This is a genomic window from Acinetobacter sp. ANC 4204 (assembly GCF_002135205.1).
Taxonomy (GTDB): Bacteria; Pseudomonadota; Gammaproteobacteria; order Pseudomonadales; family Moraxellaceae; genus Acinetobacter.
Genome location: NZ_NEFZ01000002.1, coordinates 405,793 through 419,847 on the forward strand (window position 1 = coordinate 405,793; position 14,055 = coordinate 419,847).

Annotated in this window: 14 protein-coding genes and 1 pseudogene; 1 reads left to right on the forward strand and 14 read right to left on the reverse strand. The window is 41.2% G+C overall.

What is annotated here, in order from left to right; genetic code table 11:
• Positions 1-5: 5 nt before the first annotated feature.
• From B9T36_RS05795 to B9T36_RS05815, 5 genes are all read right to left on the reverse strand, one after another.
• Entirely contained in the window at positions 6-1,220 is a 1,215-nt protein-coding gene (locus B9T36_RS05795; protein ID WP_086208574.1) for a multidrug effflux MFS transporter, read from the reverse strand.
• Positions 1,221-1,298: 78 nt separating this feature from the next.
• Positions 1,299-2,435, reverse strand: coding sequence for an alpha/beta hydrolase (locus tag B9T36_RS05800; RefSeq protein WP_213033319.1), 1,137 nt, complete (start codon positions 2,433-2,435; stop codon positions 1,299-1,301).
• 38 nt (positions 2,436-2,473) lie between these two features.
• Positions 2,474-3,649 (reverse strand): cupin domain-containing carboxymuconolactone decarboxylase family protein, encoded by a 1,176-nt coding sequence (locus B9T36_RS05805; protein ID WP_086208575.1) that lies wholly within the window; start codon positions 3,647-3,649, stop codon positions 2,474-2,476.
• 115 nt (positions 3,650-3,764) lie between these two features.
• Positions 3,765-4,814: an alpha/beta hydrolase gene (locus tag B9T36_RS05810; RefSeq protein ID WP_086208576.1), complete on the reverse strand. Its 1,050-nt coding sequence runs from the start codon at positions 4,812-4,814 to the stop codon at positions 3,765-3,767.
• A gap of 33 nt (positions 4,815-4,847) precedes the next feature.
• A complete protein-coding gene (locus B9T36_RS05815) occupies positions 4,848-5,699 on the reverse strand; it encodes an aldo/keto reductase (RefSeq protein ID WP_086208577.1) in 852 nt (283 codons plus the stop codon).
• Between the two features lie 178 nt (positions 5,700-5,877).
• Here B9T36_RS05815 and B9T36_RS05820 point away from each other — a divergent pair, with 178 nt between their 5' ends.
• Positions 5,878-6,780, forward strand: a complete 903-nt coding sequence (locus B9T36_RS05820) for a LysR family transcriptional regulator (RefSeq protein WP_086208578.1) — start codon at positions 5,878-5,880, stop codon at positions 6,778-6,780.
• A 44-nt stretch (positions 6,781-6,824) separates the two neighbouring features.
• Here B9T36_RS05820 and B9T36_RS05825 read toward each other — a convergent pair.
• From B9T36_RS05825 to B9T36_RS05865, 9 genes and pseudogenes are all read right to left on the reverse strand, one after another.
• Positions 6,825-6,929: pseudogene (locus B9T36_RS05825) on the reverse strand (AlpA family transcriptional regulator); the annotation flags it as partial.
• A gap of 211 nt (positions 6,930-7,140) precedes the next feature.
• Complete coding sequence (locus B9T36_RS05830; protein ID WP_086208579.1) at positions 7,141-7,908, reverse strand: alpha/beta fold hydrolase; 768 nt, start codon at positions 7,906-7,908, stop codon at positions 7,141-7,143.
• Positions 7,909-8,186: 278 nt separating this feature from the next.
• Positions 8,187-9,500 (reverse strand): MSMEG_0569 family flavin-dependent oxidoreductase, encoded by a 1,314-nt coding sequence (locus B9T36_RS05835; protein WP_416202554.1) that lies wholly within the window; start codon positions 9,498-9,500, stop codon positions 8,187-8,189.
• 8 nt (positions 9,501-9,508) lie between these two features.
• On the reverse strand, positions 9,509-9,799 hold the full coding sequence (locus tag B9T36_RS05840) for an MSMEG_0570 family nitrogen starvation response protein (RefSeq protein ID WP_086208581.1): 291 nt from the start codon (positions 9,797-9,799) through the stop codon (positions 9,509-9,511).
• The gene (locus B9T36_RS05845; RefSeq protein ID WP_086208582.1) at positions 9,787-10,833 is read right to left on the reverse strand and encodes a sll0787 family AIR synthase-like protein; all 1,047 of its coding nucleotides are present in this window, start codon (positions 10,831-10,833) and stop codon (positions 9,787-9,789) included. The genes B9T36_RS05840 and B9T36_RS05845 overlap by 13 nt, the downstream gene beginning before the upstream one ends.
• Positions 10,833-11,396, reverse strand: a complete 564-nt coding sequence (locus B9T36_RS05850; protein WP_086208583.1) for an MSMEG_0567/Sll0786 family nitrogen starvation N-acetyltransferase — start codon at positions 11,394-11,396, stop codon at positions 10,833-10,835. The genes B9T36_RS05845 and B9T36_RS05850 overlap by 1 nt, the downstream gene beginning before the upstream one ends.
• Positions 11,397-11,406: 10 nt before the next feature.
• A complete protein-coding gene (locus tag B9T36_RS05855) occupies positions 11,407-12,486 on the reverse strand; it encodes an MSMEG_0568 family radical SAM protein (protein ID WP_086208584.1) in 1,080 nt (359 codons plus the stop codon).
• Positions 12,487-12,517: 31 nt separating this feature from the next.
• Positions 12,518-13,510, reverse strand: a complete 993-nt coding sequence (locus B9T36_RS05860; RefSeq protein WP_086208585.1) for a Nit6803 family nitrilase — start codon at positions 13,508-13,510, stop codon at positions 12,518-12,520.
• 27 nt (positions 13,511-13,537) lie between these two features.
• Positions 13,538-14,020 carry an MSMEG_0572/Sll0783 family nitrogen starvation response protein gene (locus B9T36_RS05865; RefSeq protein WP_004638761.1) on the reverse strand — a complete coding sequence of 161 codons (483 nt, stop codon included), beginning with the start codon at positions 14,018-14,020 and terminating at the stop codon, positions 13,538-13,540.
• Positions 14,021-14,055: the final 35 nt, after the last annotated feature.

The following is a 14,055-nucleotide window of genomic DNA, read 5'->3' on the forward strand; positions in this document are numbered from 1 at the left end:
ATCATTTAATTATTATTTTTCAGCTTAAAGGGAATCAATACAATGATTGCACTGGCTATCGTAAAGAAAGTCATTATCCCAATCATGATTGCAGGGGTACCAGTAGAAAGCCATGCTAAAAGTAATGAAGAAACTACTCCACTGCCATATTGGAGTGAACCAATCAATGCTGAGGCAGAACCCGCAATTTCAGGAACACCATCTAAGGCTGCTGCTGTTGAATTGGCAGCGACGGTTCCATTCATTGAAAAGAAAAAGAACACCATGATTACGACGCTGTAGATTCCACCAATACCAAGATAAAACAAAGCAGATAAAATCACTAAAGCGATTGCAGCAAAAGCTGTGGTACAACGTAATAAACGATCTAAACTAAAACGACCAACCAAAGTACGATTAATAAAGCTTAAAGCCATAATACCCACAATATTTATCGCAAATAACCAACCATAATGCTGTGGGTCAACACCATAATAAGTGATGTAAACAAATGGAGAACCAACAATAAAAGTATAGGCTGCCACATAGAAAAAAGTGACACACAAGGTATAACGCATAAATGCCCAATTGCTGAATAAGCGACGGTATTGTTGAAATACAACAATGATCGAACTCTGCTGGCGTTTCTCAATCGAATGTGTTTCAGGCAATAGTAATAAAGACAAAAACATCAATACACCAATGCCTGCCAATAGCCAAAAAATATTATGCCAACTACTGTATTTAATGATTTGGCCACCCAATAATGGTCCAGCAATCGGTGCAATCGCCATAACAATGGTTAAAGTTGAAAGCATTTGTGCTGCCTGAGTTCGAGCATACAAATCTCGAATCATTGCACGCGCCAGCATGGGCGCTGTGCATGCACCAATAGCCTGTATCACACGCCAAAATACAATTTGTTCAATCGTTTGAGAATAAGCACAACCTATCGAACCTATCACAAAAATAATCAGCCCCATAAATAATGGTTTTTTTCGTCCAATACGATCGCTAATCGGTCCCCAAATCAGTTGTGCCACTGCAAAACCAGCGAGAAAACCTGTAATGGTGAGTTCAACATTACCCTGTAAATCCTTTTCCATTTGTGGCATGGCAGGCAAATAAATATCTGTCGATAGTGATGTAAATGCCATCAACGCACCCAATATCACCATAAATAACCAACTGGTGGTGTTTAGCGTATTAGATGGTTGAACAGCAGTGGGAGAAATAGACATTTAAAGTACTCAACAAATAGGAAAGTAAGATTCGAAAAAACGTTTACTTAAGATCATTCTTCAGAATAATCTGCTCACTTAGTCCAATTTGTTCTCCTTTAACCATACTGAGAGTAATTGTGCAATTTTCGCATTATTCAAATCAGAAAAAGGAAAATGGGTATTTCCATAAACACCGATATCAGGTAAATGAACCAATGTTGCTTTTCCACCGTGCTGATTGATTTTATTCACCCAAAGTTGTGCCATTTTTAAGCGAACACGCCAATTGTCTTCGGCTGGATTAGCACTTTTCTCCATCGGAATATTATCGCCGTAATAAATGATGATTGGTATTTTGGTCAATTTTTGGAAGTCTGCCATTTTTATCGCTGTTGGCTTTAATGTCCCTGTCCCACTTGGCATGTCTTCAGGCAATTCATTTTCAGGGAAAACAAAACCACTACCAGGCTCATATGCCGCAATGCCTTTGACTTGATTCGATTTGATTGCCGTCCACCAGCCTGGTCCACCACCTTGGGAATGAGTAATGAGTACGGCATCGCCCGATTTTTTCAGTACATCAACCATTGCATCGCTAATCACTTGCTCATCATAAGCCCCTGTATTTGGTGTCATTTGGCGGAAGTATTGGTTTAGCGTGGCTTGATCTTTGGCAAATTGCACACCTTTAAAATAGTTTGGATATTGCCCAATACGGAACATATTGAACCAAGCCTGATCTTGTGTTTGTGCCGAAATATTCTCTGCTACAGTCGATTGTCCTGCTTGACCACGGCGCGGTTGATCGACCAAGTACACAGGGAAATGTTGACGCAAGAAAATGGTTTGAAACCCCTCTCGACCATCAGGCGTTGTTCCCCATGTTTTAGCTGATTGACCTGCACCATGTAGAAACACCAAAGGATAAGTACGCGCATGTTTAGGAATCTGATAAAACACAGAAGCATGATCACCATGCAAGGTTTGACCTTGTGGGTTAAATAATTCGATCTCATCGAACTGGCCTATACTTTGTTTCACAGTCCCGCCCGCAGCAAAATTACCTTGTTGGGCAATACTGAAACTTGATGATGGTTTATTCATGTTTTGGCAAGCTGATATTGAAAATGACAACATGGATAAAACAATCACTTTTAAATGAGTCGCTTTTAAAAAAGTAGGTTTAAAAAAAGCAGTATTTAAAGAATTCGCTTTCTTGTGTTTAATATTCATTTGGATTACCTAAAAATTAAAATATCTTAATATTGAGCTCATGGATTGCTTGAGATCTGCTGAAATACACGTTGTGTATTTTTCGCCATTTCCGCATCGACCTGTTGCGATAAAACATCAATGAAACGCTCCATGTGTACGGCATCCACACCAAGATTTTGAGTAATTTTCAAATGTGATGCGAGCTGCGAATCCACACCCTCTAAAGTAGAAAGTGTACTGAGCACCACCAATTCACGATCTAAAGCAGATAAATTATCTCGACTAAACAGATAGCCAAACAAATGTGCTTTTAAAGCGTAATCTATGGTCGGAGAAAAATTCTCAAACAATGGTTTTTCAGCATCGCTCAGCTCACGTTTTTGTAGTTTGGCTAATGTTTCATTACCCAGTTGATAGTAATTGGTCGTATTTGGCAGGACACTTGCTGTTGCACCTTGTAGATCATGGATACCTTGCTTTTCTCTTTCTTCGAGCAGCCTTTTAAAAGTGAGCATGCCATTTAAAGCACGTGGAAAACCCACATAAGCATATTGATGTGCAAACACTTCTTTAATTTCATTCACGGTTAAACCACGATCCAAACCTTGAATGAGTGCAGGCTTGAGTTTGTTCATATCACCGATTGCCGTAAATGCAGCAATTGGAATTAAACTGAATTGCTGAGTACTTAATTGCTTACTACTCAGTTGTATAGCTTGAGCTGTTGTAACTGACGGTGACGGTTTTTGTTCTTGTGACTGGCTTTGTTCTGTAGATAAATTTACTTTTTCTAACCACGTTACACTTTTACCATCCGTGGCAACTGGACTCATCGCAATATGTGACATAGAACTGTGTTCACTTGCCCCATGCCAATGTTTGACATTGGGTGGACACCAAATCACATCACCTTTATGAATGGTTTGGATGGGTTTTCCCCATTCCTGAGTACGTCCTTCACCCTCAGTCACAATGAGATATTGCCCTTTAGGATGGGTATGCCAGTTGGTGATCGTCCCTGCTGCAAAATTCACCACTGCGGGAGCAATATCCCCTTGAGATGGCATTACAGGCAAACGTGAAAAATTTGCATTCCCTGAAAAAAAATTTGCAGGCGCCGATTGAATACTGAACTGATCTGCCCGAGTGATCCGTTGTTCAGTTGGACTATCAGCCCAAGCCATTCCCGAGATAGAGCTCATCATCAGCAAGGTATTGATTTGATTCTTCATAACATTTTCATCTCATATATTCAGAGCATTAAGCAATGCATTCAAAACTTGATGAAAACCATTGCGCTATCGTATAGCCCTTAAAAGAGTTATTTCGAGTTATTGTCTCAAGTCGTTATTTCAATTTTGTGCCGTAAAAAGACGTCAATTGCTGCATTGCTTGTTCGACATATTCAGGTTTCCAGTAGGTATCCATATGTGAAGCATTGGGTATTTTGAACAATGTTTTATCTTGAGTGCCTGTGGCTTTGGCAAAGGCATCTTCAGTCATGTATAAGGTGTCGGCTTTGCTACCAGCCATCATTAATAAAGGCTGATGGATTAAATCAATTTGATCTGTTGCATCCCAACGCATGAGGTCAAGCAAACTACTGGTGGTATATTTAAAAGTTGAGTTTGGATGCGCATGTGTCGTCCAATAATATTCATAACCTTGGCGATAAAGCTCGAATGGTAGTTTGGCGATTTGTTCTTTGGTTAAGTTCGCATCACCCGAATATAAAATTTCACCACCAGCAACTTCTTGTGCTCTTGCTTGAGAGGCTTGTTCTAGACGTTGTTGAATACTATCCAATTGAGAGTCTGCAAAACCATTACGACGCACACGTCCAGAGTTAAACATACTTAGCGTTGCAACCGCTTTAAAGCGCTTATCCGTTTTTGCTGCTGACAATGAATAACCACCGCCACCACAAATTCCAAATAAACCAAGACGTTGGCTATCTACACCTGCATACTGGGTAATAAAATCAGCCATACCATGAATATCTTCAATGCGGTTGGTCGGTTTATCAACACTACGGGGCTGCCCGCCACTACCACCTTGATAAGCAGCATCAGCCGTGATGGTGATATAACCTTGTTCAGCTAAACGTTGCGCATATAGTCCAGCAACTTGTTCTTTCACACCACCATTAGGATGTGCAACAACGATTGCAGGATATTTCTGGCTGGCATCATAGTTGGCTGGTGTATAGACATTGGCAACAATATCCAAACCATTGAGTTTATAAGTGACAGGATGAATATTGACCTGACCTTTTACATTTTTCATGATTGCACCACCATAAACCAGTCCAAATGGATTATCTTTTTGATCTGCTGCAAAACCTGCACCCGAACTGGTGATCGCAGCTGACATTAAAACCGTTTGTAAAAATTTCATTGTTATTCCTCAATGCTTAAATCAATGGTTCAATTAGACATCTAGTTTTCGGCTGGCTAACCACTCGATCATGGCTGAATCACGGTGTGAGAAAAATGAACTGGTTGCTGTATCCAACGCTGTGATTTGGTTAATATCTTCAACAGATAATTCAAAGTCAAAAATATTAATATTTTCAACTAGGCGCTCTTGACGTACCGATTTCGCTAATGACACGACATTGCGTTGCAATAACCAGCGTAGAACCACCTGACCGATAGATTTTCCATATTTCAGACCAATCTGTTGCAACACAGGATGACCAAATAAATTGTTACGCCCTTCTGCAAAAGGTGCCCAAGCTTCAGGTTGAATATGATGTGCCTGCATCCAAGGTACTGAATGTAGTTGTTGGTGGAATGGGTTGATCTCAACCTGATTGACTGCGGGTTTAATTTGATTAAAAGCAATCAGATCAGCCAAACGGTCTGGATGAAAATTACTGACTCCAATAGCACGAATCTTACCTTCCGCATGCAGTTCCTCCATTGCACGCCATGCACCATGTACATCACCGATCGGTTGATGAATTAAATATAAATCGACATACTCCATTTGTAAGCGATTGAGTGAACGCTCGAATTGCGCTTTAGCACCTTCATAATTTGTGTCTTGTAGCCACAGTTTAGTGGTCACAAATAATTCATCACGTGCAATATTGCTTTGGCGAATTGCCTTGCCAACTTCGGTTTCATTTTGATAAGACGCCGCTGTATCAATCAGTCGATAACCTGCATCAATTGCATGTAAAACCGCTTGTTCACATTCAGCAGGATCATTCATTTGAAATACACCAAAACCTACCAACGGCATTTCAACATCATTATTTAATTTGACAGTTTGCATGGTCTTTACCTTTGAATCGTTGTTATATATTCATCATGACAACACTGTAACCTGACAAAAAATGAACAACTAGCGGGTGAATTTCGATTACACTTATACAAAAATTTGATTAATATGGTTTCATTAATCAAATTTAAGCTTTAGCCAATATAAAAAGTTGGTTGAATGGTGAGATGCTATGTCTGAAAATCTTGATGATTTAAAAGCCTTTTTGACCGTTGCTCGATCAGGAAGTTTTACCAAAGCGGCAGGACAAATGGGCGTTTCTCAATCTGCTTTGAGCTATACTGTTAAAATGCTCGAGCAGCGCCTTGATATCAAATTACTGCATCGCACGACAAGAAGCGTTTCTTTAACACAAGAAGGTGAACAGCTTTTTAATGATATTGAACCGCTATTCAGTGGCATTGAACAAAAACTCAATAACTTAAATTCTTTTCGAGACAATCCCCGTGGCCAATTAAGAGTTAATGGTACAGAAATCACATTGAATGTTCTTCTTTGGGATAAACTCTCTAAATTTATGCGTGATTATCCCGATGTTCAGCTTGAGCTAACAATGGATTATGCATTTTCTGATATTGTCAAAGATCGCTATGATATTGGAATTCGTCTTGGTGACACTGTACATAAGGATATGATTTCAGTACGTGTAAGTGATGCTTTAGAAATGATGACATTGGCCTCACCAAGCTATTTAAAACAATTCTCTACGCCCCAAACACCTGATGAATTGCATCATCATCGTTGTATTGGCTTACGGCTACCAACGTATGAGCGAATACAAGCTTGGGAATTTAAAGATGTTCAAGAGCCCAATAAAACAATTTCCATCACACCCGAATATTCGCTTGTCGTTAGTCATGCTCGATTACAATTAAAAGCAGGACTAGAGGGACATGGCTTGGTTTGGTTACCCAAAGTGATGGTTGAAAATGAGCTCCAAAATGGGGAGTTCATCCCGATTTTAGAAGACTGGGATATGTGCTATTCCCCTTACTATATGTATTATCCAAGCCGTCGAGAGTCTTCGCCGTTATTTCGGTTATTGGTAGATGCTTTACGTTTGCAACCTTTATAAGTGGCATTTATAACAAAAAATAAGGGAGCCGAAGCTCCCTATCATTAACAACTCGTCAACTTAGACTCAATCCATTGATTAATTCCCCAAGCAGACCAACCTACACAACCAACTGTTAAATTTGTCTGTTTGGGAAATATTGGATCATACTATTCGTGACCAAACTCCACCATTGTTTGGCCCCACATCTGTACAAGAATCACCCATACACAGATGTAGGACCGCCTCACTTATAATCTAGTAATCTAGTAATCTAGTAATCTAGTAATCTAGTAATCTAGTAATCTAGTAATCTAGTAATCTAGTAATCTAGTAATCTAGTAATCTAGTAATCTAGTAATCTAGAGCAATTTAACGCTACTATTTCGATACCGCATTCACAGCTTCAAGAATCACTTTAGCAACTGCTTTGGGTTGAGAAATCTGTGGCGTATGCCCTGCTTGCAGCGTTGTAACATGTGCTGAGATTTTCTTTGCCATTGCCACCTGTGCAGCAGGTTGAAGCATATAGTCTTGCTGACTCACGACATACCATGAAGGTTTCGTCTTCCATGCCGCGACAGTCACCTTTTCTTCAAAATTATGACTGTTGGTTGGCGTTTGTGTAGCGAACATTAAGCGCGTTTGTTTTGCAGCAACATCTGGCGCAAGATGCTTCTGAACACCTTCTAAGCTTAATGTTACAAATCCATCTTTATCTGCGACAAGATGACTAAAACCAGATGGTGTCGGATAATCTTTCGAAACATCAACCACGGATTGTCCTTCAGATGGGGCAAATGCAGCAACATAAACCAATGCTTTTACTTTATCCTGTTGACCAACTTGAGTCACAGGAACACCACCCCAAGAATGTCCAACGAGAACCACAGGACCTTTCTGCATATCTAAAACGCGTTGTGTCGCCTTCACATCATCAGATAATGAACTCAATGGATTTTGTACAGCAACAACATTGACACCTTTATCTTGTAATAAAGGAATGACTTTACTCCATGCCGAACCATCAGAAAATGCACCATGAACCAGTACCACCGTTGGTTTTTGAGTTTCCGCAGCAAATGTAGAACTGATTGTAGCCACACCCAAAATCGTGGTCGCAATCGCAGCTTTTATCATTGATTTCATCTCATTTCCTTCAAAGTAGGTTGGCGATTAGCCCGTTATATTTGATAGGAACACTTTATATTTAAAATAAATTAGCTTCAATTATCAAAAAATATCAACACTACATACAAAATATTTCTAATTTAAGGAATTATGACCCATTGCTGAAATCGCGAATTTAAAAAGTAAAAACGTCAGTCAACAATTTTATTCACCGCTTGATCTCAAATAAATAAAATGAAAGCGGAAATTTTGGCAACGCTTTATCGTTGCCAAAATAGATCACATGCCATGCTTTTTTAGACTTCAACAGCATCAGCAATTACTGGGCTGAGTCTTGAATTTGGCGTGTCGAGCTGCTGTTTAATATGCGCCGCAACAAACTCAGCATCTTTGGCAATATCTAAGAAGCGACCTGAGCCCCAAGTATGTAACCAAGGCAAACCAATAAATGTGACATCAGGATCAAGCGTGATTCCACGGTTATGTTTTGGATAGCCATTTGTTTCAAATAAATCTAAATCAATCCATGAATAGTCAGGTCGAAACCCAATACACCAAATGATGGAAGTAATATTATCCGCAACCAAATCAATTTCCGTAATTTCAGCTTGAGCTGTCCATACAGGCTCATAAACTGAAGCTGGCTCATCGGTCTCAATACCATTTTCAGCAAGATAAGCATCAATCCCTGCATTAATACGGTTATAGGTTGCATCTGCCATATCCAAGTTTTGCATTAAATCGGGACGAAACACCAATTGTCCATCTTTGTAGTCTTCAAAACGCCCTAATAATTGCATCCCTTCTAATGCAAATTGACGTAGATCAATATCACGACCTCCATCACGTCCAGTTACATAGTGATTGGTACTGTTCCGAACTTCCTCACTGTAACGATGGTCTTTGACTGTAGTCTCGTAATAGCCCATTTCAAAAAGCCACTTCACCACATCTTTACCCCGATAGAAACGCGCACAACGTGGTGCATCTCCTGTAGATAAATAAACTTTTTTGCCAGCAAGATGTAAATCTTCAGCAATTTGCGCACCTGACTGCCCCGAGCCAACCACCAAAACATTACCTGCGGGTAATTGCTCAGCATTAAAATACTGTTCTGAGTGAATCACGGTGACATTTTCAGGTAAAGCAGATGAAAGCTTTGGATAAATTGGCGTGTGATACCCTCCTGCGGCAACCACTAGCTGCTTCGCAGTTGTCGTCCCCCGATCTGTTTCAATCACGAAAGACTGGTCTGCAATTTTTTCAACATGCTGAACTGCAATACCTAAAATTGCAGGAGGATTTAGCTTTTCAATAAACTGATCCAAATATTCAACAATCTCATTTTTTTTCATAAATCCATCAGGCTGATGGCCCATATACGGATGCTCTGGTAACAAACACTGCCAGTTAGGTGTGACCAAGGTAAAATTATCCCAGCGTTTACGTCGCCACGCATGGGTTAACTCGGGTTCTTTTTCTAAAATCACATGTTCAATATTGGCTTTTTTTAAATAGTGGCTGACACAAAGCCCTGCCTGCCCTCCACCAATAATCACCACTGGATATTCAGATTTAAGTTTTGCTTGTTCAACTAGCATCATGGTCATCACCTATCTTATTCGTTTGTCATGTCAATAATTTCGATTTGATCTTGGGCTTGAATGCTCAAAATATTAATGTGCCGTTTAATACTGGCGAGATTGTCCATCGCAGCACTACAAGCAAAACCGTAACGCAGTCGGACTCGTTCAGAAGCCTGTTCAAGACCGTTTTCCACTTGCGTCACAAAGTCCGTTAAGCTGTACACCTGCCCAACCCGCAAATAGTCATAAATAATGCTAGAGGGTGAGTAATATTGATTGACCTCGCCATTTGGCCATTTCACGGTAAAATTTACACTCGGCATAATGTTGACTCCTGTTGCTGTGCATGTCGGGAAAGATGGGAAAACGGAGCTTGCGCGAGGACTTTTTGATAATTCAGCCCAGTAAAAGCCTGTTGTTGAAAATCCCAAAAAGTCTGTTGTTCAGCCTGCTGCTGAATCTGTACCTTGCCAGAATCTGTGACCTCACCAATCACTGCACAATCAATATCTTGTGAAGCAAATAATTCAATGATGTCCTCACATTCTTCACTATCGGCAGTCAGTAAAAAGCCATAACTTGGGAAAATTTGAAGCCATTTCAACCAATCGGTATGTTGTGGCTTCGGAATCTTGTCTAGCCAAAGATTCGCTCCTGATCCTGTCGCCTCAAGTAGCATTAATAAACTGCCTAAGATTCCTGCATTACTGATGTCACGCGCTGCATATGCGAGATGCTGTTCTGCAATTTCGGGCAATACATTCAACTGGGCTCTTAAAACAGCAGCAGGAACATGTTCAAAACATTTCCAATAGGTGGTTTGCTCATGGAATTTGCCCTGCATATTCAGTGCAATTAAGATTTTCTGCCCTGCTTGAACATGAAAGACCGAGAGCAAATGATTGGCTAGACCCTGTATCGCAACGGAGAGCGTTGGTTGAAAATCTGCGTGAATATTGGTGTGTCCACCCACAAGCTTTACGCCATAGGCATCACAAGCTGCTTGCATGCCTGCCAATAACTGTTGACCACGTTGTGTATCGGTATGCCAATAACTATTCACCACAGTTAAAGCTCGCCCACCCATTGCAGCAATGTCGCTCACATTTGCCATCACCGCAGACCATCCTGCAAAATAAGGGTGATTAGCCACAAAACTTGGCAACATTCCTTCGCAAGCATGCAATAAATATTGCTCACCGAATGGCATCGCAGCAGCATCATCCGCAGGCAATGCATATAAATCTTGTAGAGTTTGAATGTTCAGATTCAACTGCGATTTAATCGCATGAATATCTTGCTTAGACTGCATCGCTGGCGTGATTTGCAGTTGTGGGAGTAGCTCTGAAAGTCTCATCAGCAGACCTCCTTATAGCTATAAGCTTGCATCACCACATGTTGTAATGGGTAATTTTCGACTTGTGCCTGCATTAACACATGCGGAAGATTTGCAACATTCAGCTCATGTACAGTGTCCCAACACAACTTTTGAAAATAGCGTTCATTCTGTTGCTGAACCGTTGCAAGGAATGTGGTGCAGCCTAAATTTTTGGCAGTGGATACGGCTGCATTAATCAACGCCTTACCAATTGCATGTTGATGACGGTATACAGGATCAACACACAAACGCCCGCCCCACCATGTCTGTTCAGCTTCAGGGAAAATACGAACTGCGCCAATGACACGATCATGTTCCCCAAATATTTGTCCAATCGCCACAATTGCTAAAGCTTTGAAATCATGTTCATCACGATCTTCTTTTAAAATTTTCTGCTCATCACGAAAGGTTGCTTCACGTAATTGATAATATTGGCAACGCTCCCAATCTTCTGATACAACTTTGATAATGATGTCATCCGTGACAAATTGCTTCAGCTCTTCATTGAGCTCAATCAACCATGCATAGTGAGATAATTTCATCATCAACTCCTTATTCATAAGCTCTGAGTGAAGAACAAGCCCCACATTTTGCACAACCTGCCTGCGTATCCTGTGAATTCAAACCATACTGCCGAAGCTGTGTGCCAATTTGGGGATAAAGCATTTGCATAAATGCTAAATCAGGTTTGGGGTGATGCTCTAAAGCCGTTCCCTGTATCGGCACAAAAGGAACTACAAAGGGATAAACCCCTATTTTTGCTAGACGTTCCGTCATGCTAATAATTTCTTGTTCGGTATCGCCTAAACCAGCCAAGATATAAGTACTGACTTGCCCTCGTCCAAAGACCTTCACTGCTGCTTCAAAAGCAGAAAAATAGAACGCAAGGGATACTTCGGCCTTACCCGGCATAATTTGCTTGCGTACCCGATCACTCACGGCTTCTAAATGCATCCCGATGGATACCGCTCCTGCATCTTTTAATTTTTGAAACCAAGCGAAATCATCAGGTGGTTCACACTGCACTTGAATCGGTAAATCGACTTGTGCCTTAATCGCAACAACTGAGTCGTATAAAATGGCTGCACCGCGATCAGGCGTATTCGGTGTTCCTGTGGTCAGCACCATCTGAGTCACCCCATCCAGTTCTACGGCTGCCTTCGCCACTTCAGCCAATTGATCTGGACGCTTGCGTATAATGGCGCGCCCATCTTTTAAAGACTGATCAATCGAACAAAACTGACATGCCGTTGCTTTATCATTCATGCGAATACAATGCTGCAACACTGTTGTTGCTAGAACATCATGACTATGCAGCGTGGCAATCTGTTCATACGGTATGCCCTCTGCTGTGCTTAAATCATAAAATCGTGGTCGTGTTGGCGAAGTGAGCGTTGCAACAGGTATGCGGTTTTTAAACACAATCACCTCACCTGTTGCAGCATCTTTTTTACCCGTATAAGGAGAATCCTGTGAAGCAAGGTTTAGCACTGGAATCATGAGCGTCTGACCACCCAAGGTCATCGCTTTATGATCGCTTGGACCTGCACCACCTTTGCGAGAAAGTCCAACCTCACCTTCCCATTTCAACCCGTTACATTGCAAATCACTGAGTAATTCAATCGCAGACATGATCTTCTCCTGTTATTTTTAAACGGGGTGTCTATGCGTGTACTTCGGCAAATTCAGAGACTTTTTCGATGCTGTTATTCGATGGACTCTCTAGTTTTAACTCATGCAAAACTGAGGTAGGACGACGATCAATCAATAAACTGAGTAATTCTGGACGGCTATAATGCCCAACAGAATCCATCATTCGTTTACGTTTTTCGATTAAGGAAAAGTCTAAATCTGCAATCACATAACCTTCGCCTTGTGTGATTGGTTCAGACAAAAATTTGCCTTCTGGAGAAACGATAGCCGTAAAACATCCCCCAGAAATTGGAGCGAGTTCACAACCAGTGTCTTGCATAATTTGTTGTTGTTGCTCTGGGTAAAGCCATGCTGTGGCATTCACTACAAAGCAGCCCGACTCTAAAGCATGGTGCTGAATGGTGGCACTGATCTGATCTGCAAAAATCTGCCCCACAAGAGAACCCGGAAACATCGCCGCATGAATTTGCTCACCATCCGCTATCAAAGCAAATCGAGCCAAAGGGTTATAATGCTCCCAACATGCCAGCGACCCAATACGTCCTACAGCAGAATCTATCGCATGTAAACCACTGCCATCGCCTTGTCCCCACACCATACGTTCATGATACGTTGGGGTAATTTTACGGCGATGCTGGATAATCGAACCATCCGCATCAAACAACAATTGAGCGTTATAAATCGTGCCACCTGCACGCTCATTAATACCAACAGAAACCACCATGTTTGCTTCTTTGCATGCCTGTCCAATCAAAGTTGTTGCTGCCGATGGCACGACAACCGATTCATGCAATAGCTTTAAATGTTCTTTACCCATGGCAAACGGTGGTTGCACAAAAGAAAAATAAGGGTAATAAGGCACAACAGTTTCAGGAAATACGGCAAATTGCACACCTTGCTGCCCCAACTCCAAAATCGTGTCACAGATTTTCTTGACTGTACCCGCTTGGCTATACAACACAGGGCTACATTGAACTGCCGCCGCTTTAATGATTTGGCTCATGACTTATTCCCCTTTTTTCTTAAATACTTAAACAGTCCACGTATCAATAATTAATGCATTGTCACGGCGCATCAACAGTTTGAGATCCATCACATCAAGCGGATTAATCGGACGAATTCCCTCCATTAAAGCTTTTTCAGTTTGTCCATAAAGTGCTTGCAAGGCGAAACGACAGGCATAGACTTCACCGCCTTCTGCCATAAATGCTTTTAATTGATTATTGACCGCCAAATGTCCCGGGAATGCTTCTGCACCCAATGTTGGAAAACCACGTTGTACCCCCAACTGAACACCCGGACCGTAGAGCAAAATTTTGGTTTCAAAACCTTTGCGTAATAATCGTTTTGCTTGTAAGACATTGACCAAGCCAATAGAACCTTCAAAAGCAACGGTATGAAACGTCACCAATGCTTTTTCACCCGGCTGAGCTTTTACATCCTCAAATACCTTTTCTTCATAATCGACAAGAAAATCACCATCTTTGTATTGTTCAATATCTACTTTAGGCATAGCCGCTCCTCATATCTACGGTTTCAATTCAACCA

Coding starts and splice junctions, on each gene's coding strand:
- B9T36_RS05795 (WP_086208574.1), bottom strand. CDS start 1,220: ATGTCTATTTCTCCCACTGCTGTTCAACCATCTAATACGCTAAACACC.
- B9T36_RS05800 (WP_213033319.1), bottom strand. CDS start 2,435: ATGAATATTAAACACAAGAAAGCGAATTCTTTAAATACTGCTTTTTTT.
- B9T36_RS05805 (WP_086208575.1), bottom strand. CDS start 3,649: ATGAAGAATCAAATCAATACCTTGCTGATGATGAGCTCTATCTCGGGA.
- B9T36_RS05810 (WP_086208576.1), bottom strand. CDS start 4,814: ATGAAATTTTTACAAACGGTTTTAATGTCAGCTGCGATCACCAGTTCG.
- B9T36_RS05815 (WP_086208577.1), bottom strand. CDS start 5,699: ATGCAAACTGTCAAATTAAATAATGATGTTGAAATGCCGTTGGTAGGT.
- B9T36_RS05820 (WP_086208578.1), top strand. CDS start 5,878: ATGTCTGAAAATCTTGATGATTTAAAAGCCTTTTTGACCGTTGCTCGA.
- B9T36_RS05830 (WP_086208579.1), bottom strand. CDS start 7,908: ATGAAATCAATGATAAAAGCTGCGATTGCGACCACGATTTTGGGTGTG.
- B9T36_RS05835 (WP_416202554.1), bottom strand. CDS start 9,500: ATGACCATGATGCTAGTTGAACAAGCAAAACTTAAATCTGAATATCCA.
- B9T36_RS05840 (WP_086208581.1), bottom strand. CDS start 9,799: ATGCCGAGTGTAAATTTTACCGTGAAATGGCCAAATGGCGAGGTCAAT.
- B9T36_RS05845 (WP_086208582.1), bottom strand. CDS start 10,833: ATGAGACTTTCAGAGCTACTCCCACAACTGCAAATCACGCCAGCGATG.
- B9T36_RS05850 (WP_086208583.1), bottom strand. CDS start 11,396: ATGAAATTATCTCACTATGCATGGTTGATTGAGCTCAATGAAGAGCTG.
- B9T36_RS05855 (WP_086208584.1), bottom strand. CDS start 12,486: ATGTCTGCGATTGAATTACTCAGTGATTTGCAATGTAACGGGTTGAAA.
- B9T36_RS05860 (WP_086208585.1), bottom strand. CDS start 13,510: ATGAGCCAAATCATTAAAGCGGCGGCAGTTCAATGTAGCCCTGTGTTG.
- B9T36_RS05865 (WP_004638761.1), bottom strand. CDS start 14,020: ATGCCTAAAGTAGATATTGAACAATACAAAGATGGTGATTTTCTTGTC.